Annotated in this window: 20 protein-coding genes and 1 tRNA gene; 19 read left to right on the top strand and 2 right to left on the bottom strand. The window is 41.3% G+C overall.

Annotated elements, in window-relative coordinates:
* Positions 1-33 precede the first annotated feature (33 nt).
* From folK to OCV60_RS04950, 8 genes are all read left to right on the top strand, one after another.
* Positions 34-858: a 2-amino-4-hydroxy-6-hydroxymethyldihydropteridine diphosphokinase gene (folK, locus tag OCV60_RS04985; protein WP_021943711.1), complete on the top strand. Its 825-nt coding sequence runs from the start codon at positions 34-36 to the stop codon at positions 856-858.
* A 112-nt stretch (positions 859-970) separates the two neighbouring features.
* Positions 971-1960: a prephenate dehydratase gene (locus OCV60_RS04980; protein WP_243000383.1), complete on the top strand. Its 990-nt coding sequence runs from the start codon at positions 971-973 to the stop codon at positions 1958-1960.
* A 32-nt stretch (positions 1961-1992) separates the two neighbouring features.
* On the top strand, positions 1993-3528 hold the full coding sequence (locus OCV60_RS04975) for a Ppx/GppA phosphatase family protein (RefSeq protein ID WP_008401515.1): 1536 nt from the start codon (positions 1993-1995) through the stop codon (positions 3526-3528).
* Positions 3529-5658 carry an RNA degradosome polyphosphate kinase gene (locus OCV60_RS04970; protein ID WP_118675336.1) on the top strand — a complete coding sequence of 710 codons (2130 nt, stop codon included), beginning with the start codon at positions 3529-3531 and terminating at the stop codon, positions 5656-5658. It begins immediately after the preceding gene.
* A 260-nt stretch (positions 5659-5918) separates the two neighbouring features.
* Positions 5919-6413, top strand: coding sequence for a translation initiation factor IF-3 (gene infC, locus OCV60_RS04965; RefSeq protein WP_008401517.1), 495 nt, complete (start codon positions 5919-5921; stop codon positions 6411-6413).
* 37 nt (positions 6414-6450) lie between these two features.
* Positions 6451-6648 carry a 50S ribosomal protein L35 gene (gene rpmI, locus OCV60_RS04960; protein WP_008401518.1) on the top strand — a complete coding sequence of 66 codons (198 nt, stop codon included), beginning with the start codon at positions 6451-6453 and terminating at the stop codon, positions 6646-6648.
* A 21-nt stretch (positions 6649-6669) separates the two neighbouring features.
* The gene (rplT, locus tag OCV60_RS04955) at positions 6670-7026 is read left to right on the top strand and encodes a 50S ribosomal protein L20 (protein ID WP_008401519.1); all 357 of its coding nucleotides are present in this window, start codon (positions 6670-6672) and stop codon (positions 7024-7026) included.
* Between the two features lie 223 nt (positions 7027-7249).
* A complete protein-coding gene (locus OCV60_RS04950; RefSeq protein WP_008401521.1) occupies positions 7250-7555 on the top strand; it encodes a hypothetical protein in 306 nt (101 codons plus the stop codon).
* 321 nt (positions 7556-7876) lie between these two features.
* Here OCV60_RS04950 and OCV60_RS04945 read toward each other — a convergent pair.
* A tRNA-Leu gene (locus tag OCV60_RS04945) sits at positions 7877-7960 on the bottom strand.
* A 412-nt stretch (positions 7961-8372) separates the two neighbouring features.
* Between OCV60_RS04945 and OCV60_RS04940 the strand changes: the two genes are divergently transcribed.
* The 11 genes from OCV60_RS04940 (at position 8373) to tyrS (ending at position 26276) form a co-directional block, all read left to right on the top strand.
* The gene (locus OCV60_RS04940; protein ID WP_262529604.1) at positions 8373-9398 is read left to right on the top strand and encodes a permuted SH3 domain-containing protein; all 1026 of its coding nucleotides are present in this window, start codon (positions 8373-8375) and stop codon (positions 9396-9398) included.
* The gene (locus OCV60_RS04935) at positions 9395-11866 is read left to right on the top strand and encodes an efflux RND transporter periplasmic adaptor subunit (protein ID WP_262529602.1); all 2472 of its coding nucleotides are present in this window, start codon (positions 9395-9397) and stop codon (positions 11864-11866) included. The genes OCV60_RS04940 and OCV60_RS04935 overlap by 4 nt, the downstream gene beginning before the upstream one ends.
* Before the next feature lie 14 nt (positions 11867-11880).
* Positions 11881-14700, top strand: coding sequence for an ABC transporter permease (locus OCV60_RS04930; RefSeq protein WP_262529600.1), 2820 nt, complete (start codon positions 11881-11883; stop codon positions 14698-14700).
* Positions 14701-14703: 3 nt separating this feature from the next.
* Positions 14704-15381, top strand: coding sequence for an ABC transporter ATP-binding protein (locus OCV60_RS04925; RefSeq protein ID WP_117785052.1), 678 nt, complete (start codon positions 14704-14706; stop codon positions 15379-15381).
* Positions 15368-16543, top strand: a complete 1176-nt coding sequence (locus OCV60_RS04920; protein WP_309295078.1) for an ABC transporter ATP-binding protein — start codon at positions 15368-15370, stop codon at positions 16541-16543. Before OCV60_RS04925 ends, OCV60_RS04920 begins: the two co-directional genes overlap by 14 nt.
* A 150-nt stretch (positions 16544-16693) precedes the next feature.
* On the top strand, positions 16694-18328 hold the full coding sequence (locus tag OCV60_RS04915) for a DUF6034 family protein (RefSeq protein WP_262529597.1): 1635 nt from the start codon (positions 16694-16696) through the stop codon (positions 18326-18328).
* A 236-nt stretch (positions 18329-18564) separates the two neighbouring features.
* Entirely contained in the window at positions 18565-18867 is a 303-nt protein-coding gene (locus OCV60_RS04910) for a metal-sensing transcriptional repressor (RefSeq protein ID WP_008401532.1), read from the top strand.
* 151 nt (positions 18868-19018) lie between these two features.
* Positions 19019-21643, top strand: coding sequence for a heavy metal translocating P-type ATPase (locus OCV60_RS04905; protein WP_262529594.1), 2625 nt, complete (start codon positions 19019-19021; stop codon positions 21641-21643).
* Between the two features lie 82 nt (positions 21644-21725).
* Entirely contained in the window at positions 21726-23255 is a 1530-nt protein-coding gene (cls, locus tag OCV60_RS04900; protein WP_262529592.1) for a cardiolipin synthase, read from the top strand.
* A gap of 21 nt (positions 23256-23276) precedes the next feature.
* On the top strand, positions 23277-24863 hold the full coding sequence (locus OCV60_RS04895) for an O-antigen ligase family protein (protein WP_262529591.1): 1587 nt from the start codon (positions 23277-23279) through the stop codon (positions 24861-24863).
* 192 nt (positions 24864-25055) lie between these two features.
* Positions 25056-26276, top strand: coding sequence for a tyrosine--tRNA ligase (tyrS, locus tag OCV60_RS04890; RefSeq protein WP_117785047.1), 1221 nt, complete (start codon positions 25056-25058; stop codon positions 26274-26276).
* A gap of 225 nt (positions 26277-26501) precedes the next feature.
* Here tyrS and OCV60_RS04885 read toward each other — a convergent pair whose 3' ends face one another.
* Positions 26502-26825 (bottom strand): helix-turn-helix domain-containing protein, encoded by a 324-nt coding sequence (locus tag OCV60_RS04885; RefSeq protein ID WP_262529588.1) that lies wholly within the window; start codon positions 26823-26825, stop codon positions 26502-26504.
* Positions 26826-26971: the final 146 nt, after the last annotated feature.

Genomic DNA, 26971 nt, shown 5'->3' with positions numbered 1-26971 from the left:
CTGGTAAAAGGGAGAACAGACAGGAGGTGTCGTATGGATAGAATCAGCATAAAAGGACTGGAAATATTTGCCAATCACGGAGTTTTTAAAGAAGAAAATGTGCTTGGACAGAAATTTGTAATTAATATTGATATGTATACATCGACAAGGGCGGCAGGGATCCGGGATGATCTGAAGCTGTCTATTGATTATGGAGCCATCTGTAATCTGGTTGAAAAGACGATGAAAGAGCATACTTATAAGCTGATCGAAGCAGTTGCGGAAGAGGTAGCGGCGAATATCCTTCTGTCATATCCGACGATGTCAGAGGTTGAAGTAGAGGTTGAGAAACCATGGGCACCGGTATTAATGCCGCTTCAGACAGTGTCAGTAAAGATACGAAGAAAGAGACACATTGCTTATCTGGGACTTGGTTCGAATATGGGCGACCGGGAATCCTATCTTGATTTTGCGATTGATGAATTAAATAAAGATGAATATACTAAGGTGACTAAGGTTTCAGATTTCATCGAGACAGAGCCGTATGGTGGCGTGGAACAGGATGATTTTTTAAATGGCTGTATCGAGGTAGAGACACTTCATTCGCCGGATGAACTGTTACATCTGATCAATGCGATTGAGAAGGACGCCGGCAGGGAACGCCTTATCCACTGGGGACCAAGAACTCTGGATATCGATATCCTTTTATATGATGATCTGATCTGTGATGAGGAGAATCTCCATATCCCACATATAGAGATGTGCAAGCGGGAATTTGTATTAGAGCCGTTATCCAATATAGCAGGCTATAAGAGACATCCGGTCAATGGCAGGACGATCCGGGAGCTTCTTGACGAGCTGGAACGGAACGAAGAATAAACCGGGGAAAATGAGCATGCGCATTTGATCGTATTGGCAAAGTTTTAAAGACAACATTAATATTATAGAAAGACTGCAGGCGGAATGTCTTGTATTTGGAGCAGATAAAACAATGGATAAATATAATATGGAAGATTTACGGACAGTAGAAGCACAGATTGCTTCTCTTGTAAAGACAAGAGATAAGATTCTGGCAGGTATGGCAGATGAGAATAAGAAGCTGACGAATGACAGCTCTCAGGTTGTTTGTGATGGAATGAAGGATTTTACCTGTGTGAAGAAATTAGAAGTAGATAAGGATACTGTTGTCTGTTATCAGGGGGTTCCGGGAGCATACAGCCAACAGGCAATGTTCAGGTTCTTTGGAAAGAAGATCCAGAATATCAATGTACCGGATTTCGGAGATGTGATCGAGATGGTGAAGAACGGCAAGGCAGACTATGGTGTACTTCCAATCGAGAATTCTTCAGCCGGATTTGTAAATGGAATCTATGACATGGTGGGAAATAATGATGTGACCATCGTCGGCGAAGAAGAGGTTCATGTAGCACATGCATTAATGGGTGTGCCGGGCAGTGACCTTTCACGGATCAAAACCGTATATTCACACACACAGGGTTTGCTTCAGTGCACGAATTATCTGAGCCGGAAGCCGTGGAAGCAGTGCAGTGTTGCAAATACGGCAGTAGCGGCGGTCAAGGTCATTGAAGAAGGAGATAAGACACAGGCAGCGATTGCAAGCGAGCTTGCAGCAGAGCTTTATGGACTTCAGATCCTTGCAAAAGACATTGTGAACAATGACAACAATACGACACGTTTTATAATCCTGTCAAAACAGAAAATCTTTGTGGAAAAGGCTGAAAATATAAGTATCCGCTTTTCCTTACCGGATGAAAGTGGTACACTTTACAATATATTGAGCCATATAAATCTGAACGGAATTAATATGACAAGCATCGAATCGAGACCGCTTACCGGTAGAAAATGGGAATATGCCTTTTTTGTTACAATGGAGGGCAGTCTGTTAGATTCAAGAACAAGACATGCATTACAGGGAATCTGTGAAGATGCGATGGATTTTCGTCTGATCGGTACATATTAGGGGTGTAAAAAAGAAGTGAGGTGTATGAAAGTATGGCAGGAAAGACATTTGCCGCGATCAATGTAGGTTCTAATGAGATATCAATGAAGATCTGCGAGATCACACCAAGAAAGGGTGCCAGGGAGCTTGATACCGTAAAAACGATCATTGAGCTTGGAAGTGATACTTATAATAAAGGATATATTGAAGAAAATAATTTGAATAAGCTGTGTGACACGTTGATTAAATTCCGGAGAAAGATGAAGGAATATGATGTATCTGATTACAGGGCATATGCATCCAGTGCGGTCAGAGAAGCAGAGAATGCTTCTATGATCATTGAGAGAATTAAGATGTGTACGGATTTTGATGTGCAGATACTCAGTAATTCAGAACAACGTTTTATGAATTATAAAGCATTTGTGGCAACCGGGATGGATGTGGATGTGGCAACCCATAAGAATAATGCATTGCTTGATATCGGAGCCGGAAGCTTACAGATCTCAATCTTTGACAGAAGAAATCTGGTGCAGACACAGAATCTTCCAATCGGTGCAGTCCGAATCCGTGATTATCTGACCCGGTTCGGTTCCGATACGGTAGATCTTGAAACACTGATGGAAGAGTACGCATCAAATGCGATCATAGAATTCAGAAATCTGTTTTTAAATGATAAAGATATTAAGAGTATTATTGCAATCGGTGATGGTATCAACAACCTGAAAAAAGTTGGTCCGGAGCTTTCGATTGCAAACAGTATATCGAGAGAACAATTCCGCATTCTCTATAAACGGGTAGTTGACATAAAACCGGAAGATCTGGCGGAACGATATGGTATTCCATATGAGCGTGCCACCCTGATGCTTCCGATGGCGATTATTTATCAGTCATTTCTGGATAATTCCAGGGCAGAGGAGATCCTGACTCCGAATGTGATCTTCTGTGATGGCATTATTGCCGACTATATGGATAAGCAGGGAACCTTCCTGATGGACAAGAATTTTGATCAGGATATTCTTGCATCTGTGAATACAATTGCAAAGAAATATAAAGTAAATCGTGCGCATGTCCAGAATGTATCGGATAATGCACTTGCAATATTTGACAGCATACGGAAATTACACGGACTTGGTAAACGGGAACGGTTGCAGTTACAGATCGCGGCGATCCTGCATAATTGTGGTAAATTTGTAAATATGAAGGATGTATCCCTGATCTCTTATCATATCGTGATGGCGACAGAGATTCTTGGACTTTCTCATAAAGAGAGAGAGGAGATCGCAAATGCGGTTTATTATAATGGATTTTACCTTCCGTCGGAATTAAGGGCATCCGGGCGGATCGGATCGGCAGATTATATGAAAGTGGCCAAGCTTACCGCTATCCTTCGACTGGCTGATGTGCTTGATAAGAGCTATAAACAGAAGATTACAAATCTTAGGATTTCATTACATGACAATACACTGGTGATCTATACAGATACGCTGGAGGATATTACACTTGAAGCAGGCATGTTTAAAACGAATAATATCTTATTTGAAAAGGTCTATGGTGTAAAAGTAGTATTGAAACAAAGGAGGGGTATATAAATGAGTGATAAGAATTTATTTTACAACCGGGAACTGTCCTGGCTGGAATTTGATAAAAGATGCCTGAGTGAAGCGAAGGATAAGAATATTCCGATATTTGAACGGATCAAGTTCCTAAGCATCACAGCATCCAATCTGGATGAGTTTTTTATGGTGCGTATCGCATCCTTAAAGGATATGAAGAATGCGGGATATACGAAGAAGGATATCGCAGGAATGACACCGGAAGAACAGCTTGATGAGCTGATCCCTGCAACGAAGGAATTCATGAAGAATCAGTATCAGACCTATAATCGTTCACTGGTTCCGTTATTAGAGGCAAATGGACTGAAGATTGTCAGACATTATGAAGATCTGACACCGGAACAGTCCAGATATGTAGATAAATTATTCGAACGGGATATCTATCCGGTATTAACACCGATGGCAGTGGATTCGTCCAGGCCGTTTCCTCTTGTAAGAAATAAATCTTTAAATATCGGTGCGCTGATCTATGATAAGAAGAAAGATGTTACAGATATCGCGACCGTTCAGGTTCCATCTGTACTTCCAAGAGTGATCATTCTACCATCCGAGCGACAGGGCATGACAGAAATCATCCTGCTTGAAGAAGTAATCGAGAAGAATCTGGATAAGCTGTTCTTAAGCTATGATATCGTATGTGCACATCCATATCGTATTATGCGTAATGCGGATTTCTCAATTGATGAGGAAGAGACAGCCGATCTGTTAAAGGAGATCGAGAAGCAGTTAAAGCAGCGCCAGTGGGGTGAGGTTATCCGTCTGGAAGTAGAAGATACGATGGATAAGAAGCTGTTAAAAGAATTAAAGAAGCATCTGGATGTGGTTGATCGTGTTGTATATAAGATAAACGGACCGCTTGACCTTACCTTCCTTATGAAAGTAAATGGCCTGCCGGGCTTTGATCATCTGAAATATGAGAAATATGTTCCACAGCCGGCATTTTCAAATGGTGACTACAGCAATATATTTGATAAGATCAAGAAGCATGACCGTCTGTTGTTCCATCCATATTATGAGTTCACGCCGGTTATTGAATTTATCCGTCAGGCGGCAGTCGATCCAAATGTACTTGCGATCAAGCAGACCTTATATCGTGTCAGTGGCAATTCACCGATCATAGCAGCGTTAGAGCAGGCTGCGGAGAATGGCAAGCAGGTAACTGTTCTGGTTGAGTTAAAGGCAAGATTCGATGAGGAAAACAATATTGCATGGGCGAAAAAGCTTGAGAAAGCCGGTTGCCATGTTATCTATGGCCTGGTCGGACTTAAGACTCATTCCAAGATCGCGCTGGTTGTCAGAAGAGAAGAAGATGGTATCAAGCGTTATGTACATCTTGGTACCGGTAACTATAACGATCAGACAGCAAAGTTATATACAGATATGGGACTCCTGACCTGTTCAGACCCGATCGGCGAAGATGCAACGGCAGTATTTAATATGCTGTCCGGATATTCAGAGCCAGGAAAATGGAACAAACTGGCAGTTGCACCTATCTGGTTAAAGGATAAATTTCTGATGCTTATTAACCGTGAAGCGGAAAATGCCAGACAGGGTAAGAAGGCACGGATCATTGCCAAGATGAATTCTCTTTGTGATCCGAAGGTGATGGAAGCCTTATATGATGCATCGGCTGCCGGTGTTAAGATCGATCTGATCGTCCGCGGTATCTGCTGTATCAAAGCAGGTGTGCCGGGACTCAGCGAGAACATATCGGTTCGTTCAATCGTTGGTAATTTCCTGGAACATTCCAGAATCTTCTATTTCTATAATGATGGATTTGAAGATATCTATATGGGTAGTGCGGACTGGATGCCGAGAAACCTTGACAAGCGTGTCGAGATTACCTTTCCGGTAGAAGATCCTGATCTGAAGAAACGGATCAAGGACATCTTAAAGATCCAGCTTGCCGATACTTTAAAGGCTCACATCATGCAGCCGGATGGCAGTTACGAGAAGCAGGATCTTCGCGGCAAGGTAAAACTGGATTCCCAGATGTATTTCGCAGAAGAAGCCCGTAAGCGTTCTGCAAAACCGGAGGATGCAGATGCTGCAATCTCTCATGACCGGGTATTTATCCCGATCGAAGCGGAAGAGAGCGAGCATTAAAAAGTTGCTAAATATAACGAAAAAAGTTGTTGGATGCAGTAAAAAAATTCTTGACATTTGCACACGTGTGTGCTAACCTATAGAAGCTGTTTAGCAGAGACAGACAAGAAAGCAGAGTATCCACTCTCACCTTAGCACGAAGAACAGTGACTTGGGTTCATATCTAAGTAGATTATAATATGTACTTATATATAATAGTGGATGGTTTGCGCTGTCCACTATTTTTTATGCAATGGAGGTAAAAAGTCATTAGCGAATTAATGATTAACGAACAGATTAGAGACAGAGAAGTGCGCGTGATCGGCGAGGATGGTCAGGTGATCGGAATTATGTCCTCCAGAGATGCACTGAAGCTTGCAAAGGAAGCAGAGCTTGATCTGGTTAAGATCGCTCCACAGGCAAAACCACCTGTATGCAAGATTATTGATTATGGTAAGTACCGTTATGAGCTTGCTCGTAAGGAGAAAGAAGCCAGAAAGAAACAGAAGACAATGGAGATCAAGGAAGTTCGTTTATCTCCAAACATTGATACTAACGACTTGAATACAAAAGTAAATCAGGCAAGAAAGTTCCTGACACATGGCGATAAAGTAAAGGTTACACTTCGATTCAGAGGTAGAGAGCTTGCCCATGTAGAACAGACAAAGGGCATTCTTGATGAATTTGCTGAGAAGCTTTCAGACATCGCAGTCATCGATAAGCCTGCCAAGTTTGAAGGAAGAAGTATGATAATGTTTTTAACTGAAAAACGTTAATTTACAATATGACATATATTAAGGAGGAAATACACACATGGCTAAATTAAAGACAAAAAGAGCAGCAGCTAAGCGTTTCAAGAAAACAGCTAACGGCGGCCTTAAGAGAAGCAAGGCTTACAAGAGTCATATCTTAACAAAGAAGACAACTAAGAGAAAGAGAAATCTTAGAAAGTTAACAATGACGGATTCAACAAATGAAAAGGTAATGAAGAAGATTTTACCTTATATCTAATAAATCAGGAGGAACTAGAGAATGGCAAGAGTAAAAGGCGGCGTTGGCGCTAAGAAAAAACATAACAGAACACTTAAGCTGGCTAAGGGTTACAGAGGAGCTAGATCAAAGCAGTATAGAGTAGCAAAGCAGTCAGTTATGAGAGCTTTAACAAGTTCATATGCTGGCAGAAAGCAGAGAAAGAGAGAATTCAGACAGTTATGGATCGCTCGTATTAATGCTGCTGCAAGAATGAATGATATTTCATACAGCAAATTAATGCATGGCTTAAAGCTTGCAGGTGTAGACATCAACAGAAAGATGCTTTCAGAGATGGCTATCAGTGATCCGGAAGGATTTGCTAAGCTTGTTGCTGTTGCAAAGGAAAAGCTTGCTTAATTTAAGATAAGCAGAAAAAACAGATCATGATGATTTTCGGAAGAAGATGGTTATGGTCTGTTTTTGCGTTATCGGAACGTTTGCCCGGCCAAGTGATCCGTTATTTTAAAGATCATAAATAAAAGGCGGACATTGACATAATTGCCTTTACAGAGTTGTCCTGTTCATACTATAATAGAACTGTACATTGAGCTAATTTATGGGACATGGAGGGTGACATATTATGTTTGTAGAACGAGTAACAAGAGAGCAGATGAAGATGTTCTTGGAGACATTTGCATGCTGCAGCGAACAGAAGAATCTTGTAATGAGATTAAATTACGCAGGAAAAGAGCCATATCTGGATGTAACCAGATACAGTAACGGAATGATGTACACAGACTCTTACTATGATTTTGACAGTACATATTGCAGTAACCTGTGGAACAAATTCCTTTATACACAGTTTACACATGAGTACTACAGTGCATTTAAGGCACATCTGTTAGAAGACGTAGAAAAGAAGCTTACCAATATGATAAAAATCTGAGAAAGTAAAATCCCTGATACAAGTATATTAACAACAAAACACTTACAGGTATATACCATTTATTCCGCAGAACACTTTCGTTCTATTTCAAACGTAGCGGTACTAAACTCTTCATCTTGCGATGAATCGTTAAGAACCGATGTTTGTAACTGAGACCTTAGCGAGGCTCGCCGAGGTTAGTTCGAAGTTATACAGAGTAAAAAGGTCTGCTTCATAAAGATATATACATGTAAGTGTTTTATTATAATTATATAAATACTTTGTATCAGGGATTTTGTGCATAAAAAAAGAAAACCTCAAAGGTTTTCTAAAAAATAAAGATGCGGGAGATGGGACTTGAACCCACACGCCGTTTCCAGCACTAGATCCTTAGTCTAGCCTGTCTGCCAATTCCAGCACTCCCGCATGTCTTATTTCGTACGGCTTACCGCCGACGCAAGTAAGATAATACCACTGTGCTATATAAATGTCAACAAGTTTTTTTACTTTTTTTTGAAAAAATCCAATGCACGCATTATGATAGAGATTTTCATCATAAAATGGACACATTTACATGATAAACTTATAACGAAGTTTGTATGTAAAACGAAAAGATGCAAATATGATACATTTGTATTTTATACTGGCATAAGATCAGGACATTTGTCAGAAAATGATATGTAACAGAAATAATACAGGAATCCTTAAGATTGTTTAATAAAATAAGGATTGCTTGATTATGCCAGACAGAGAGAGTAAAATTACAATGATTTAATTTGGAAAATATAGTATTTTCAGATATACATAAAAATAAAACAGCGCAAGCAAGGAGGCAACGATGCGGAAACGAATCAAAAAGGGTGTGGCATGTGTATTATGTGCCAGCATGGTAGCTGCCCTTCTGGGTGGATGCAGCAGCAAAAATGCAGAAAGCAGCAAACCTTCTATTCATATTGAATCATATACAAAGGTGGGATATGATACGGTGACCGTTCAGTCAGGAGATATTTCACCAATCTTGAATTTAAAACTTTCCCCGGATGAATTTGAAACGAAAAATTATAAAGTTTCACAGGATGATTACGAAGTAGAAAAAGTTAATGTATCAAAGGGAGATCGGGTTAAAGCCGGAGATATCATGGTTCAGTTTAAGGCAGATGATATTCAGGATACGATCAAGGAATATACAGAGCAGAAGGCAGAGAATGAACTGCTGATCGAACATTATCAGAAACTGATGCAGATTGATGGATCAGAGGATTATTCTGATGATATTGCAAGTCTGAAAGAGGATATCCAGATCGCAGATACATATATTAAAGAACAGAACGAGAAGATGAAGGAGTATTGTCTGATTGCAGAAAAGGATGGAACTGTAACCTATGTCAATGAGTGGTTGGGATATGGATATGCAAGTTCATCCGATAATCTGGTGACCGTAGCATCCGGATCCTCTAATTATACAGCAACGACAGATGATGATTATGAATTTAAAAAAGGGGATGTCTATCAGGCAGATTATGAAGTGGCATCCTACGATATGAAGGTTATTGATGTCAGTCAGTATGAAGATAAGGCAACCGGTAAGCAGATGCAGAAAATCTTATTTGAGCCGGTAGACAGTATGGCAGGAATTTCAGAAGAAGATGTGCTGACCATGACGATCCATAAGCCGGTGATCAGCAATGTTATCTATGTCGATGAAAAAGCAATCAATGAGAAGTCAGAAGATAATTATTATGTATTCACGATCAATGATGATGGCTTCCGGACAGCAGTTGATGTAACAATTGGTGAAACGGTAGACGGATATACGATTATTAAGTCTGGATTGAAGGCTGGAGAGCAGGTGACGGTAAATTGATAAAGAAGAGAATAATGATCAATAAAAAATCGTATGCAGTCAGAATGACAGCAATCGCTGTGGCAATGATGCTTGGTTTAACAGGCTGTGGAAAAAAAGAAGAAAAAGCACCGGAGCTGTTAGAACCGGTTACAACGAATGAGGCGTACCGTCCGGTCGAAAAGAGCGATGTTGGTAAGAAGATTATCAAGAATGGTGCGATTGTACCAACGGATTACTGTTATTTCTTTAAAACCTCAGCGACACTCTCAAAGGTTTATGTTAATGTAGGTGATTATGTTAAAAAGGGCACGGTTCTTGCAGAGGCAGACAGCGATGATACGACTTCAGGAATTGAAGACCTGAAAGCCTCTCTTTCCAGTGAGCAGCAGACCCATAATGTAAATGAAAAGATATACGAACAGAAACAGAAGGAACTGGATTATAAGATTAAAGCATGTAATGAGGCTGGAGATTCTGCCGGTGCGAAAGAAAACCAGAGCACAAAAGCAGTCAATGCCGAGAATAACCGGTATGATAACATGTTGTACAATTATAAGGTCAAGAAGCTCCAGCAGCAGATTGACGAGAAGGAATCTCTGGAAACCGATAACAAGCTCGTAGCAGAACAGGACGGCTATGTTACATATGCCAAGAGCCTGACAGATACAGATTCATCAGATGAAGGCGGCGGATCGATCTCCAGTGGTGAGAATGTTGTTATCATATCTGATTACAACACACCGTATATTGAGATCACCGGTGAGCAGATCACAAGAGATGGATATGCAAATTTTAACACCATGTACACGATGATCGATGGCAAACGGTATGAGCTGGAAGAATACAAATATTCCAATCAGGAGATCGCAGCAGCACAGAGTGCATCCAAGCTGCCATATGTCCGTTTTAAACTGAAGGATGTGGATAACAGCAAGATTTTAAAGACAGGAACACTGACACCGTTGTATTTCAGTACATCAACTGCTGCAAATGTTCTTGTAGTCGGAAATGATTCCTTATACGAAGAAGGAGATAAGTATTTTGTATATGTGAAGACAGACAGCAGTGATAAGGAAAAGCGTGAGATCAAGATCGGTGCACAGGATGATAACTACACGGAAGTAAAGAGCGGTCTTTCAGAGGGAGATCTGGTTTATTATGATTCTGATTCAACGATCCCAAGTGATTATACAACATATGAGATTAAGCTGGGAACTTTTAAGACAACAGGAACCAGCAAATCCTATAAGATGGTAGATACCAATCAGATAACCTATAAAGCTCCTGTAGAAGGCTATTTTACACAGCTTGATCTGGCGGAAGGTCAGGAAGTGAAAAAAGGCGATCTGTTGTATATTGTTGACAGTGGTGGTGGTAGCGCAGAGCTGCTGGAGTTAAACTCCCAGATATCAGATGCAAAGAGTGATTATGATTCGACAGTAGCGGGCTATGAAGAGCAGATCAAGGATCTGAGAGCCGAGATTGAAGATTACCGTTCCGGCAGGAAGAAACAGCAGGTGGCAACACCGGGAGATGCTGATCCGGCAGATGATACAACGGATACTACAACAGATGACGGGGATGAAGAAGACGGTGATTACGATATCCCGGATCCAGATGATAATAATGGCAATACATTATACATGGTTGAGCAGCTTACCTGCCAGATTGAGATTGCAAAATACAATGAAGAGCTGGCAAAGATCAATTATAATACGACTGTGAATCCATTGATCGCAAAGCGTGATAAGCTGAACAAAAATAATGATGGAAAAGGTAATATCAGCGTATATGCAGAAAGCGACGGCGTTGTACAGAGTGTATATGCCAGTCAGGGAAAACAGATCAAAGAGGGTGACAAGGTTGTCAGCATAGGAAGCAATGAATCCAAGATGATGTCCTTATCCCTGACAGATAACGGTGGAAGCTCCAGACGTAACGGAAATAGCGGAAGTGACGATACCGGAAGTGATAACAGCAATGCAACACTTCTGGTCAATCAGGAGGTTACTTTAATTGATCAGAAGGATGACAGCAAGAAGCTGACCGGAAGATGTATCGGAGCAACAGCGGATTCCAAGAAGGCTTATGTAACAACGATCGATGGTCAGGTATATATAACAAGCAGCTCCGGATCCGAAGATACCAGATATTATATACAGGTGGATGATAAGAGCTTCTATGATTCACCAAAGGGATATTTTGTAAGCTTTGCAAAAATGTCACTGGAAAATGTAGTAACAGTTCCAATGAATATTATTTATACAGAGACGGATAAGACATCCGGTAAATCCTATGAATATGTGTGGAAGCTTTCAAAGGATGAGATTGTAAAACAGTATGTAACAACAAGCACAGATACAAAGTCGTCAAATGCATGTGTACTTACCGGATTGTCAGAAGGAGATGTGATTCTGAAAGAATCCGGTTCTTCCGGCAGTGGTGACAATACAAAGAAAAAAGCCGATAGCAGCTCAGAAGAATAGAAGGGAGAAGAGGAATGTTTAAATTCTTAAGAAATAAATTACTGAATAAAAAGTGGCTGAATGCCTGTCTTCTTCTTGGTATTGTGCTTCTGGTTGCTGTAGCATCCTGTAATCCGATGTTCAAAAACGGTGCAATGGATATGACGCTGGCATCCAAGTTTGATTCAGCGATAGAAGATAACAACACATATTCAGCCGTGGTCGGAAGACAGGGCTCCTGCTCAACAGACAATTTCCCGGATTCTGCATCCGTACTTGACCGTATCAATGCATATGAAAAGAAGTGGATGAGTTACATTGACGTACCGGTATTAAGCAGACAGAACAGATTGTTTATAGAAGGTACTTATGCAATGACCGGGCTCGGTTCCAGGAGATTTTTCAGTGTAAACTATATGCAGGATATGAGCGAACATATCAATATCACGTTTGGAGAGGGACTTGATACCGGGAAACCGGTTGAAGGTACTTATCCGGTGATTATCAATCAGCAGAATGCGGATACATATGATCTGGTTGTAGGTGAAACCGTATCAATTGATAAATTGGTAGACAAGGATGGAAAGCCGGTTACATTTACGGTTGTCGGAATCTTTGAACCAAAGGATACCACTGATATTTACTGGAAAGAGACACCGGTAGATTTTGATAAGATGATATTTACAGATCAGGCATCCTTTGATGCAACCGTTGCAAACTATGGTGTTTTGACAATATATTATGCAACATATAATATGCTGGATTATGCATATATCGATCATACAAATGCATCAGATATCCGTTATTATCTGAGTGCATTTTCAAAAGCAGATGGTAACTTTATTCAGAATTTCAGCAGCATACTTGCTGATTATCAGGACGATGCAACATCGATCATGATCATTATCTGGGTACTGGAGCTTCCAATCCTGGTATTGCTTCTGGCATTTATCTATATGGTATCCAGTCAGATTCTGGAAATGGAGGACGGTGAGATTGCGATGCTAAAGAGTCGTGGTACCAGTACGAAACAGATTCTTGGCATCTATTTTGGAGAATCTGCGATCCTTTCTTTGATCGCGATCGTTATTGGTATTCCGGTCGGATATCTGTTGTGTAAATTATGTGCAAGTGCAACCTCCTTCCTGAAATTCAGTTTTGGTGATACACACTTTTATAAGCTGACATGGGGAATGTTATTATACAGTCTAATTGCTGCAGTTATCGCAATCCTGTTTATAACACTTCCGGTATTGAAATACGCGAAGAATTCGATAGTAGAGCAGAAGAGTAAACTTGGAAAGGTGAATACAAAGCCAATCTGGGAGAAGGCATTTCTGGATGTGATCCTGGTGGCAGTTTCCATTTACCTGCTGTACAACTACAATAAACAGAAGAGTGATATTGCATTAAGCATTCTGGCTGGAAACAAACCGGATCCATTGATCTTTTTGAATTCCTCCCTGTTTATATTTGCAGTTGGGCTGCTGATCCTGCGACTGATCAAATATCTGATCAAGTTCATTTATTTCATTGGTAAGAAGAGATGGTCACCTGCGGTATATGCTTCCTTCCTTCAGATCACCAGAACAGTGAAGAAGCAGGGCTTTATCTCTGTATTTCTGGTTATGACGATCGCCATGGGTATGTTTAATTCCAATATGGCAAGAACGATCAATGAGAACAATCAGGAGCGTATCGAATATAATCTTGGAACAGATATCGTTCTGAGTGAACAGTGGAAGATGGGTGCGTATCTGGATAAAGATAAGAAGAGTCACTGGTACTATGAAGAACCGGATTTTGAACGGTATACAGAGAATCTTTCCAATTCATGCAAACATCTGACCCGTGTGATCTATGATGACAATACAACGATCAAGGTTGGAGGTTCTGAACTTCCGGACTCTGTTCTGATGGGAATTAATACAAAGGAATTTGGTGAGACAGCCGAATTAAAGTCAGGCTTGAATGATGAGCACTGGTATAATTACCTGAACAGTATTGCAACTGTTTCCAATGGTGTTATCATTTCATCAAATCTGGCAAAGGAATATGATCTGTCTGTTGGTGACAGCATCACATATGCAAGATACAGCCCGATGAAGACAAAGGAGCCGGTTGAGATCGCATCACCGTCCGGAACAATCTGCGCAATTGTAGATGCATGGCCTGGATTTAACCAGTACACATATGAGAAGGACAACAGTGGAAAAGTTGTTGAGAAGGAACGTTATCTGATTGTTGCTAATTACGCATATGTTGTCAGTGCATTTGGTCTTACTCCATATCAGATATGGGGACAGCTTGCAGATGGACATGATTATCAGGAGGTCCTGGATACGGTTGAAAAGCAGGGTATTTCATTAAAGAGTTATCAGAGTGTAGATCAGGAAGTACAGAACATGCTGGAATCTCCGCTTGTACTGATCACAAATGGGTTATTCTCACTGAGCTTCCTGGTAGCAGTTATCCTCTGTACAGTAGGATTCCTCATCTACTGGATCACATCGATCAAGCAACGGGAGCTTCTGTTTGGTATCTACCGTGCGATGGGTATGAGCATGAAGGAGATTAACAAGATGCTGATCAACGAGCAGATGTTCAGTTCCGTTCTTGCCAGTCTGGCAGGATATGGAGTTGGAGCGGCGGCTACTGCGTTGTTTGTAAAGCTGGTAGCGATCGTATATCTGCCGGAGTCGCATAACATAGCGATCAGCATAGCGGTCAACCCATTTGATATATTGAAACTGACGATCGTAGTTGTGGTAATGTTTATTATCTGCTTCATTGTTCTCCGGACAATTTTAAAGAAGATGAACATCACACAGGCATTAAAACTGGGGGAGGACTAAACAATGAATATGATTACTGCAAGAGGAATAAAGCGGTGTTTTACAGTTGGAAATGGCGAACCATTTTATGCTCTTAAAGGAATAGATCTGGATATCCCGGAAGGAAAACTTGCGATCCTGAAGGGAAGATCCGGTTCCGGTAAAACAACCCTTTTAAATATTTTAAGTGCGCTGGATGAAGCAACGGAGGGGCAGGTGATCATAGAGGATCACGACCTGTCGGAGATGGCTGTACCGGAAAGAGAAAAACTCAGACGGTACGATATCGGATTTGTATTCCAGTCGGTAGCGTTGATTCCGATCATGAATGCATATGAGAATGTAGATTTTGGTTTAAGACTTGCGGAATATGAAGGAAACCGGGATTCCCGTATCCGCGAGGTTCTGGAGATGGTTGGACTTAGTTCCAGAATGTTCCATATGCCGAACCAGATGTCCGGTGGTGAGCAGCAGAGGGTAGCGATCGCAAGAGCGGTTGCCCATAAGCCAAGGGTAATCTTTGCAGATGAGCCGACAGGAGCTTTGGATACAGCATCCGGACTGAATGTTATGAAGCTGTTCAAGGATCTGGTGGCAAAAGAAGGAATCACGATCGTTATGACGACACATGATCCAAACCTGATGGAACTCGGAGACGTAGTATTTGAGATAGAGGATGGTGAGATCATTGGCAAAGCATAGTGGATTTTTTAAGAAAAAAGATAAAAATACGATTCCGGAAACTGATATGCAGGAAAATGTTGCACAGATGATGGAAGAACCAATGGATCAGGATCCTGTTCAGGAAGACGCCGATATCGCAGATACAGACATGAACGATATCGGTGTGCAGGAGACTGCAGTGGATGCTGGGAACGCTGTTGATGAAGCAGATATAGCAGATGACGATACAGAAACATCAGAAGATTTGGACGATACAGACAGAAATAGTCAGGCTGCGGAAGAATATGAAGAAACCGGCAATATCATTGACTGCGACAGTCTGGTTAAGATCTATAAAACAGATGAAGTTGAAGTAATGGCACTTCAGGGGCTGGAGCTTACGATCAAAAAGGGTGAGCTGATGGCAGTTATCGGTAAATCCGGTAGTGGTAAGTCAACGCTTCTGAATATGATCGGTGGACTGGAACGTCCGACAGCAGGAAAATTATATGTAGATGGAAAAGACCTTTTTGCAATGACAGACAAAGAACTGGTAGAATATCGGAAACATACCGTTGGCTTTGTATGGCAGAAGAATTCCAGAAACCTGCTTCCGTATATGACAGCTCTGGAAAATGTCCAGGTGCCGATGTATTTTGATAAAGACAATAAGGAAGACCGGGAAGCCAGAGCCTATGATCTTTTGTGCAAGGTTGGTTTAAAGGAAAAGGTAAATTCCTATCCGGCACAGATGTCCGGTGGTGAGCAGCAGAGAGTTGCAATTGCGATCGCACTTGCCAACAATCCAAAAATCCTGCTGGCAGATGAGCCGACCGGTGCAGTCGATTCCAAAACCTCAGATATGATCCAGGATCTGTTCCGGAAACTGAATGAGGAAATGGGTATTACAGTTATCATCGTAACGCATGATATCAGTCTTGCAAATAAGGTTGGACGTGTGGTTATGATCGCAGATGGTAAGATCAGTACAGAAAAGATCATGAAAGAGGATTACAGAAAACGGATCAATGACATGGAAAGCGAGAGCTTTAATGGAACCGATTCCCATGAAGAATATTCCATTATGGATAAGGCACACCGTGTACAGATCAGTGATGATATTCTGGAGGCTGCCGGAATTGATACAAACAAGGTAAAGATTCAGGTAGTGGATGGCAAGGTTGTTATTTCAAAAGAATAAATATCAGTTCAGAAAACGGCGCTGGATGCATATGCATTCAGGGCCGTTCGCAATATTTTCACATTTTCTTTCTTGCTTTTTCTTGCTATCGTGCGTTGGTTCGATTATAATAACTTTGTTTAGCTGATTTGGAATTTCGAGGAGGAAACCATGAAGAAGAGAAAATTAACAAAAATGTCGGCAGTGTTACTGGCAACAGCATTGTCTGCAGCAACTGTTTTTTCAGGATGTAATAAGAAGGTTGATTACGATATGGGTGATGGAACGCAGAAAGAAGGAAGTGCAGGAGAAGGCGGCGAATTATCGTCCCGTCTCGGTGTTCCGGAGTCTTATGAGGGTAAGCTGGATGTCGGTGATTCCGGTATCAAAGAGATTACCATTAAAGATGATGATATCATAACACCAGATTCCGACAGTATGTCTATTGTGTCTTATAAGAAGAATTCCTTTGATAATGCATACAGGCAGAAGGTCTGTGAGGCAATCTTTGATAAGTCAAAGGGTATCTATGTATATGACTTTGAGCACCAGACCAAGAGTGATCTGCAGACTCAGATTGATTCATATCAGACGATGTTAGACGATGCGAAGGAAGCTGGAGATACAGATACAGAGGATTATTGTAAGGAATACATATCCTATCTGGAAAATGAAATGGCAACGGCAACGGATGAGAGAGAAGGAGCCGGTGATTACAGTGCATCGGATTATATCGGACAGATTGGCGATAATCAGTTCATGCTCTCATTTTCAGAGGGAACAGAAGGGTTAAATGCAAGCTTTGATCTTTCTTATTATCCATCCGAAAGCATGATCAATTACAGACCATATGAGGGTGCATCCTTTGTATATGCTTATGACGCAAAGTATGGAGAAGAGGGGATTGATGACAGCATTGTAAATACTTGTACATTTTCTGAAGATGAAGCCGTATCACTGGCACAGGAATTTCTTGCCGGATGTGGAATTGATGATGTGATCGTTACAGATAAATCTCCGTTATTATGGGAGTATTATGACAGCTCTTATAATGTGATTGCAACAGAGTATGAAGGCTATATCGTAAACTTTGGACGTTCTGTCAATGGAACTGCTCCATACAGTGCGGATCTGTCTATGGTTGACACTCTTTCAAGCGATGAGGATGATGCCTGGTATGATGCTCCAACAGAGACGTTCTCCATTCAGATCGACTCCAATGGCGTGATCAACGCAAGCTGTTATCCATTGTTAGTTTCAACCGGTGAGGATCAAAAAAATGTAGATCTTTTGAGCTGGAAGGAGCTTTTAAAGGAACTGGATAAGAATGTTGCACAGTATTATACAGATAATAAGACTTCCTACAGCGATATTGAATTTAACGATGTCAGATTGACATATTACTGTATTAAGGATGATTCTCAGGATGATGTATATAATTATGTTCCTGTATGGATATTTGCACAGGCAGACGAAAATGATGGAACATATGATTTTGACTATCCGGTACAGGCACTTATGGTAAATGCAACCGATGGAACAATCTACAATCTGAAAGATGTTCTGGAGGCCGGTTCGATCTCATACAGTGATTATTACGATGATCAGGGTGATATGATCGATGGATACGAATATGATGACAGTGATATGGAAAGTATAGATTCAGATGGCAGTGATGACGGATCCGGTGATTCATCAGATGGCAGTGATGACGGATCCGATGATTCATCAGATGAGATAGAGGATGGATCCGATGAAGGGATCATTGACGACGAAGGTCTGTTAGAGGATGATGTTGTAGAATAATACAATCCTACAGGAAAATAAGGTGTCATACGACGCCAGACTATAAAGATGCAGGACGAGTGATATTTTTTATCATTTGCCCTGCGTTTTTTATTGGTTTTGGTATTGACAAAAATACCCCTATGGGGTATATATAATATCGTATCCGGGATCATTAAAATTGGATACAAAAAATAAATGTACAGATACAGATGGATGAAAAAATTCAGGAAACAGACAGAAGGGAGCGGACAAGAATGGAAGAACCATGTTGCCATTGTCATAAAACAAAACAGAGAACAGAAGGTGAATATAAGAAGCTGATGAACCGGCTGAACCGGATCGAGGGACAGATCCGGGGAATCAAGGGAATGCTGGAAAAGGATGCATATTGTACGGACATATTAGTACAGGTTGCCGCTGTCAATTCTGCATTGAACAGCTTTAATAAGGAACTTCTTGCAGAGCATATCCGAACCTGTGTGATCGAGGATATCAAAGCAGGAAAAGAAGATACGGTGGATGATCTGGTAGATACCATTAAGAAATTAATGAAATAAACACATAGAAATTTTCTGTCTGAAAGATCGTATGAGAATATGTTCGTATGATTGCTTTGGATATGAAACATAATAAAAATGTGTTTAAGATATAATGAAGGCATAGAATGTGCGAAGCACATGATAAAAGCTTGATAAGAGGGTGAATGAATTGGATAAATATAACGTAACAGGAATGAGCTGCAGTGCCTGCAGCGCAAGCGTAGAAAAGGCAGTGAAGAAAGTAAAAGGGATTGACAGTTGTACCGTCAGCCTGCTTACAAATTCGATGACAGTAGAAGGACATGCTGATCCTAAGACAGTTATTGAAGCAGTAGAAAAGGCAGGATATGGAGCCAGTCTGATGACAGGAGAAGACCGGAAGAATGTCGGGAAGAAGCAGGCAGCGGATGCAGATGAATTGGATAATCATGCAGCCCTGCACAAGATGAAGGTCCGGCTGATCGCATCTATCGTTCTGTTAACTCCGCTGATGTACATTTCCATGGGACATATGATGTGGGGATGGCCACTGCCGGCGATTATCAGTGATAACCATGTCGCTATGGGACTGATCCAGATGTTATTTGCAATTGCGATCATGGTTGTAAACCAGAAGTTTTTTATTAATGGATTTAAGGGTGTGATCCATGGAGCACCGGGTATGGATACATTAGTAGCACTTGGCTCAGGCGCATCCTTTATTTACAGCACATATGTATTATTTGCAATGACAGATGCCGTGATGCGGCAGGATAATGACCGTGTTATGACCTTGATGCATGATTTTTATTTTGAATCGGCAGCGATGATTCTTGCACTTATAACGGTTGGTAAGACACTCGAGGAATATTCCAAAGGTCGTACGACAGATGCCTTAAAGGGATTAATGAAGCTTGCACCCAAAACAGCCCTTGTTCTTCGTGATGGAGAAGAACAGGAAGTTGCTGCTGAGGATGTGGTAGTTGGAGAGGTATTTATCGTCCGTCCGGGATCCAGTGTTCCGGTAGATGGTGTGGTTATAGAAGGAAACAGTGCGGTTGATGAGTCTGCTTTATCCGGTGAGAGTCTTCCGGTTGATAAAGCAGAAGGAGATAAGGTATCTGCCGCAACGATCAATAAATCCGGTTATCTGAAATGTCGGGCAACCAGAGTCGGTACAGATACGACTTTATCCCAGATCATAGAGATGGTCAGTGATGCAGCAGCAACAAAAGCACCGATCGCAAAGATTGCAGATAAGGTATCCGGTATCTTTGTTCCGGCTGTCCTGATCTGTTCCTTGATCACTATTATTGTATGGATCATTGCAGGAGAGAGCACAGGCTTTGTACTTGCCAGAGGTATATCGGTGCTTGTGATCAGTTGTCCATGTGCACTTGGACTTGCAACACCGGTTGCCGTTATGGTAGGTAACGGTGTCGGAGCAAAGCAGGGTATCCTATTTAAGAATGCGGCAGCACTTGAGATGACAGGAAAAACAGATGTGGTTGTACTGGATAAGACAGGAACGATCACAAATGGAACGCCGGAAGTGGTAGATGTAGTTCCGGGAAATGGATACAGTGAGACAGACCTGCTTACCTTTGCAGCAAGTCTGGAACAATACAGTGAGCACCCGATAGGCAAAGCCATTATGGAATATGTCGGACAGAAAGGGATCAAGCCACAGAAGATTGAAGATTTTCAGGTGCTTCCGGGAAATGGACTCCGCTGTAGATTAAGCAGTGAGGCGGTTTCACAGAATGAAAGAGGATTTTGTGCAGGACAGAACCATTCTCAGATATCAGATCATATTTTGCTTGGTGGAAATGGAAAATTTATCAGCCAGTATGTAACCTTATCCGAGGCGGATAAGACACTGGCAGAAGAATTAGCTTCACAGGGCAAGACCCCGATCTATCTGGCAATCGATGAGAATAAACTGATCGGTATCCTTGCAGTTGCAGATACGATCAAAGAGGATGGAATCCTTGCGATCAAAGAATTAAAAGAGATGAATTATTCAGTTGTTATGTTAACCGGAGATAATGCAAAGACAGCAGAAGCAATCGGTAAACAGGCAGGTGTTGACCGCGTGATCGCTGATGTACTGCCGGATGGAAAAGAAGCGGTAGTAAGAGAACTGATGAAGGAGCACCGTGTGATCATGGTTGGTGACGGCATTAATGATGCCCCTGCATTAACCCGTGCGGATATCGGTATGGCGATCGGAGCCGGAACCGATGTTGCAATCGATGCGGCAGATGTGGTACTGATGCGGGAAGGTCTTCGAACCGTTCCTGCAGCAATCCGGTTAAGTATGGCAACGATACGAAATATCAAAGAGAACCTGTTCTGGGCATTTATTTATAACATTATCGGAATACCGCTTGCCGCAGGTGTCTGGTATCCGATGTTTGGCTGGAAATTAAACCCGATGTTTGGAGCATTTGCCATGAGCCTTTCCAGTTTTTGTGTAGTAATGAATGCATTACGGTTGAATTTCGTGAAGATATATGTTAATAATAGTAAATACAGAATACACCAAAAAATGGTATCAAAAAATGTTGAGGGAAATAATAAGATAGAAAAGGAGACTGGTACGATGAATAAGACGGTGTATATAGAAGGAATGATGTGCGGACACTGCGAGGCAAGGGTGAAGAAAGCATTTGAGGCACTTCCACAGGTAATAGAAGCGGAGGTCAGCCATGAGAAGAAGCAGGCGGTGCTTACTTTAAGTGGCGAGTTATCCGATAAAGAGATTAAGAATACAGTGAAGGAAGCCGGATATAAGGTAACTTCGATCAGGTAAAATAGAAATACGGGATAAAAGATAAAATGGCAGGGCACGGTTTATGGTGTCCTGTCATAAATTAATAAGAAGGAAATTGTCTATGAAGAAACTATTGAACAGGTTATTTAGTCGAATGGTAATTACATGTCTGCTGGTAGCGGCACAGTTGATCTTCTTTATGGTAGAAGTATTAAAGCTGCAGCAATACTATGTATTGGTGGCGGCTATTTTGCATTTGTTAAGTTTTATAGCTGTGATGCATCTGTTATTAAAGGATGTGAATCCGTCAATTAAATTGGCATGGATCGTTCCGATCCTGATGTTTCCGGTCCTCGGTGGTCTGCTTTATCTGCTCTATGGACATATCATTATGCCGAAGAAGTTAGAGAAATATATGAAGCATGCGGCAGAATGGGACTACGAGACGGATCTGTATGCAAATATGGCATATTTCAGTGATGTGATAAAGGGGCAGCCGCCATACCGGTTGTTCAAATATACAGAAGATTATGCAGGTTCGCTTGTATATCAGAATACGGATGTCCGGTATTATCCGATGGGGGACGATGTCTGGCCGGATTTTGTCGATGACCTGAAATCGGCAAAAAAGTATATTTTCCTTGAATATTTCATCATCAATCCGGGCGAAATGTGGAATACGGTGCTTGAGATCTTAAAAGAGAAAGTAAAAGAGGGCGTGGAAGTCCGCCTGATCTATGATGATATCGGCTCAGTCTTTTATGTGCCAAAGTATTACTGGCGTGAGCTGGAGAGCCATGGGATCAAATGTATGGCATTTAATCAGGTGGTACCATTTCTGGCAACGATCTTTAATAACAGGGATCATCGGAAAATCGCGGTTATGGATGGTAAGGTTGCTTATACCGGCGGCTTTAATCTATCCGATGAGTATATAAATAAGAAAGCACCTTATGGCAAATGGAAGGATAATGGTATCCGTATGGAAGGTGATGCTGCATGGCGTTTTACAATCCTGTTTTTACAGCTGTGGAACAGTATCCGAAATGAAGATAAGCATATCTTAAGCTATCGTCCAACAGAGCAGAAGAAGCATTTGAATGATGGATATCTTCAACCATATACGACAAATCCGCTCAAGAAAGAGCCGATTGGCGAGAACATATATATGCAGATGATCAATGACGCAAGAGAGTATGTATATATTTTTACACCATATCTGATCGTATGCAATGAGATGATGACAGCATTAAAGCTTGCGGCAAAGAGAGGCATCGATATCCGAATCGTAACACCGGCGATCCCGGATAAGAAGATGATCTTTCGTATGACACAGTCGAGCTACAAAGAGCTGCTTCGTGCCGGCGTGAAGATCTATCAGTACACACCGGGATTTATCCATTCCAAATGTATCCTGACGGATGATAATCTGACATCAATCGGTTCGATCAATATGGATAACCGAAGTTTTTATCATCATTTTGAATGTGGTGTATTGGTATATGATTCCAGTATCATTGCAGAAGTGAAGTACGATATGGTTTCAACGATGAGGGAATCCGAAGAGATCACACTGGATTGGTGTAAGGAGCATATGTCCAGAATTACACTGGTGGATGCCTTCCTCAGACTCCTGTCACCATTGCTATAGGAATAAAGGTAAAGAGAGAAAATGACAAAAACAAATAAGAAACAAAAAGCCGGAGATCAAAAGCCGGCTTTTTCAAAAATGAACGATTTTAAAAAAGAAGCGGCATTTCATATTTTTAAAGAAAGCATTACAACGGCATTCCTGCTGTACATGTTTGTTGTTTTTCCATTGGTTCTTCATGATGGATATATGGATATTACGATCACAAAATACAATTTCTTTAAAAATGGAGTATTGATCTATGGGATATTGATGTGTCTGACATTTATACTCGGATTTACGGATCATATGGAAGAGCATACGGATGCTGCAAAAAAAACGGGAAGAGGCAGAAATTTTCTGGCGTCGGATATCTGGATGGGAGCCTTTGTGCTGTCAGGCACACTTGCATGGATCATGGCAGATGATAAAATGGCAGCCTACACCGGATCCATGGGAAGACGCTGCGGACTGGAATTTCTGGTGCTTGTGCTTGTGCTTTATATTGGCATTGGAAGCGGATATAAATGGCAGCAGATCCTGGCACCGGTGTTTTCTGTTATCAGTGGACTTGCATTTTTGATGGGAAGCTTACAACACCTGGATATTGATGTGTTTCATCTGTTGTCACATATCAGAGAGGATCAGCAGGCGATGTTCCTGTCCACCTTTGGAAATATCAATATATTTGCTGGCTTTGTCTGCATCAGTGCTGCGTTCTTTTCCGGTATGTATCTGATCGAAGAAAAGCGGGCATACCGGATCTGCTATATGGCAGCCCTTTTGTTGGGCGGAGCCGCCTTGATCGCGGCAAATAGTGACAGTGCATATATGGGACTTGCTGCAGCATGGGTGATATTACTCTTTTTCGCATTAAAACGAAGCCTGTTTGCAGAATTTGTAACTGTTTGTACCATCTTTCTTTCCGGTTATACGATCATGGCGTGGATCACGACAGGAACCGGAAGGGGATATGAGAAGCTGTCCGGTCTGGCGAAGCTGGTGGATGCAAGAGACATATTGACTGTCTGTTGTGTGATCGGTATCTTGTGTGCGATATGGTTATCAAAGAAGAAATATAATACAGGAGGATCCGCATTATCCCGTTTGCTCATAGCAGGAATATTGCTCATAGCAGGGATCACCGTGACAGTTATCGGCTGTATCAACCATTGGGAGATCTTCGTATTTGATGATTTCTGGGGAGATTACAGAGGCTTCATCTGGTCGAGATTATGCCGGATCTATCAGGATCTGCCATTTGTTGATCAGGTATTTGGAAATGGAAATGAAAGCATCTATGCGCTGATGTCTGCCCGGTATTATGATGAGATGCTGGCAGTAACCGGAACGGTTTATGACAGTGCACATAATGAATATCTGCAGTATCTGGTCACGATGGGAGCTTTTGGCCTGATCACTTATGTAGGGCTGATCATTACTTCGATCCGTAACTGTGTGAAAACCTGGAAGGATGAACCGGTGATGCTTGCGGTTCTGATGCTTATCGTTTCTTATATCACACAGGCGTTCGTCAATGTAGAGCAGCCGATCACGACACCGTTCCTGTTTTTATTTGTGGCGATAGCAGCAGGAATACGCAGAAACAGTCTGAAAAAAGCAAACTGAAACACGGTCTTGTCAAAGTGTTGTATTTCGTTGTATAATCACGGAGTATGTGTATTATAGATGGATAATGGTCGGAAAGTGATCGGAGACATATATTTTGCCGCAGCTATCCGGGCACAGAATAAATAAGTAGATAATAATTATGATATAAGAGGTCAGCATCTGAGCGGATGCTGTTACAGGAGGAAAAAAATGAAGGTTTATGACGAGTTAGTGGCAAGAGGATTAATTGCCCAGACAACAGATGAAGAAGAGATCAAAGAGCTGGTAAATAATGGAAAAGCTGTTTTCTATATAGGATTTGACCCAACTGCAGACAGTCTTCATGTAGGGCATTTCATGGCACTTTGCCTGATGAAGCGTTTACAGATGGCAGGTAATAAGCCGATCGCCCTGATCGGTGGCGGTACAGCTATGATCGGTGATCCGTCCGGACGTACCGATATGAGACAGATGATGACAACAGAAACGATCGCTCATAATGTAGAATGCTTCAAGAAGCAGATGAGCCGTTTTATCGATTTCTCAGAAGGCAAGGCACTTCTTGTAAATAATGCAGACTGGTTACTTGACCTGAACTATGTAGATGTTCTTCGTGAGGTTGGTCCGCATTTCTCAGTCAACAATATGCTTCGTGCAGAGTGCTACAAACAGAGAATGGAGAAGGGCTTAAGCTTCTTAGAGTTCAACTACATGATCATGCAGAGCTACGATTTCTATGAGTTATTCCAGAAATATGGCTGTAATATGCAGTTCGGTGGTGATGACCAGTGGAGCAACATGCTTGGTGGTACAGAGCTGATCCGTAGAAAGCTTGGCAAGGATGCATATGCCATGACGATCACCCTGCTTCTGAACTCAGAAGGCAAGAAGATGGGTAAGACACAGAAGGGTGCTGTATGGCTTGATCCAAACAAGACATCACCATTTGAGTTCTACCAGTACTGGAGAAATGTTGCAGATGCCGATGTATTAAAATGTATCCGTATGCTGACCTTCCTTCCACTGGAAGAGATCGACAAGATGGACAGATGGGAAGGCAGTCAGTTAAATACAGCAAAAGAGATCCTTGCATTTGAACTTACAAAGCTGGTTCATGGCGAAGAAGAAGCAGTAAAGGCACAGGAGAGTGCAAGAGCATTATTCTCCAAGGGTGTTGCTGCTGATATGCCATCTGTTACATTGTCAGCCGATGATTTCAAGGATGGTGCGATCGATATCGTATCCGTACTTGTAAAGTCCGGTCTGGTATCCTCCAGAAATGAAGGAAGACGTGCGGTAGAGCAGGGCGGTGTTGCTGTTGATGGTGACAAGATACCAGATATCTCAGTTACAATTCCGGAAGAGAAGTTTGATGGAGACGGAATTGTTGTAAGACGTGGTAAGAAGAACTTCCGTAAGGTAAGTAAATAACAGATTCGAAAGAATAATAAAATAAACATAATAAAAACTCCGGTTATCTGGAATTAGGATTCTAATTTTGATGATCGGAGTTTTGTTATTATTATTATTATGATGTAAATTATGCAGAAAAAAAGCAGAAATGTCAGTTGTACATGTCATTTATGCATGATAAAACGTAGAATTGACAATCTATGTTTTTTTTAGTCTGTTTTATGGTATTCTAATTTCCGGATATTAGCGGTGTTTTGTGTAAGCCTCTATCAGACTGAGCATAACATGCTGGTCTTCAGGGGATAAGGATGAATAAAGAGCATTCAGTTTCGATTGATTATAGCTTTCAGAATGTTGATTGTATTCAAGAATATCAGAAAAAGTATAATCCAGATATTCGGTGATATTTGCAAGTGTATCCAGACTCACTTTGCAGATACCACGTTCAAGCTGACTGATAAAACCTACAGACAGATTGAGGTCTTCCGCCATCTGTTCCTGGGTGACATCTTTCATTTTTCTGCGTATTTTTATGCGTGATCCTATAATTTTATAATTCAGTGTCATGATGGTATTCCTTTTCTTTTTAAGTATTTTCTAATAAATATTAAAAAAGAAACAGATAGTGACACTTCTATTATATGTAAAAACTAACAATAATACTGCATATATCTAAGAAATATACTAAAATTTACAAGTGGCATTCAAATGAG

The organism is Coprococcus ammoniilyticus (assembly GCF_025567345.1).
Lineage (GTDB): Bacteria > Bacillota > Clostridia > Lachnospirales > Lachnospiraceae > Coprococcus > Coprococcus ammoniilyticus.
This window is presented reverse-complemented; position numbering and strand designations above follow the sequence as displayed.

What these genes read in the sequence shown, in the direction of transcription:
- OCV60_RS04940 (WP_262529604.1), top strand. Translation starts at nt 8,373, where the DNA reads ATGCGGAAACGAATCAAAAAGGGTGTGGCATGTGTATTATGTGCCAGC.
- OCV60_RS04975 (WP_008401515.1), top strand. Translation starts at nt 1,993, where the DNA reads ATGGCAGGAAAGACATTTGCCGCGATCAATGTAGGTTCTAATGAGATA.
- cls (WP_262529592.1), top strand. Translation starts at nt 21,726, where the DNA reads ATGAAGAAACTATTGAACAGGTTATTTAGTCGAATGGTAATTACATGT.
- OCV60_RS04980 (WP_243000383.1), top strand. Translation starts at nt 971, where the DNA reads ATGGATAAATATAATATGGAAGATTTACGGACAGTAGAAGCACAGATT.
- OCV60_RS04950 (WP_008401521.1), top strand. Translation starts at nt 7,250, where the DNA reads ATGTTTGTAGAACGAGTAACAAGAGAGCAGATGAAGATGTTCTTGGAG.
- rpmI (WP_008401518.1), top strand. Translation starts at nt 6,451, where the DNA reads ATGGCTAAATTAAAGACAAAAAGAGCAGCAGCTAAGCGTTTCAAGAAA.
- OCV60_RS04930 (WP_262529600.1), top strand. Translation starts at nt 11,881, where the DNA reads ATGTTTAAATTCTTAAGAAATAAATTACTGAATAAAAAGTGGCTGAAT.
- OCV60_RS04910 (WP_008401532.1), top strand. Translation starts at nt 18,565, where the DNA reads ATGGAAGAACCATGTTGCCATTGTCATAAAACAAAACAGAGAACAGAA.
- OCV60_RS04970 (WP_118675336.1), top strand. Translation starts at nt 3,529, where the DNA reads ATGAGTGATAAGAATTTATTTTACAACCGGGAACTGTCCTGGCTGGAA.
- OCV60_RS04885 (WP_262529588.1), bottom strand. Translation starts at nt 26,825, where the DNA reads ATGACACTGAATTATAAAATTATAGGATCACGCATAAAAATACGCAGA.
- OCV60_RS04925 (WP_117785052.1), top strand. Translation starts at nt 14,704, where the DNA reads ATGAATATGATTACTGCAAGAGGAATAAAGCGGTGTTTTACAGTTGGA.
- OCV60_RS04915 (WP_262529597.1), top strand. Translation starts at nt 16,694, where the DNA reads ATGAAGAAGAGAAAATTAACAAAAATGTCGGCAGTGTTACTGGCAACA.
- folK (WP_021943711.1), top strand. Translation starts at nt 34, where the DNA reads ATGGATAGAATCAGCATAAAAGGACTGGAAATATTTGCCAATCACGGA.
- rplT (WP_008401519.1), top strand. Translation starts at nt 6,670, where the DNA reads ATGGCAAGAGTAAAAGGCGGCGTTGGCGCTAAGAAAAAACATAACAGA.
- infC (WP_008401517.1), top strand. Translation starts at nt 5,919, where the DNA reads ATGATTAACGAACAGATTAGAGACAGAGAAGTGCGCGTGATCGGCGAG.
- OCV60_RS04895 (WP_262529591.1), top strand. Translation starts at nt 23,277, where the DNA reads ATGACAAAAACAAATAAGAAACAAAAAGCCGGAGATCAAAAGCCGGCT.
- tyrS (WP_117785047.1), top strand. Translation starts at nt 25,056, where the DNA reads ATGAAGGTTTATGACGAGTTAGTGGCAAGAGGATTAATTGCCCAGACA.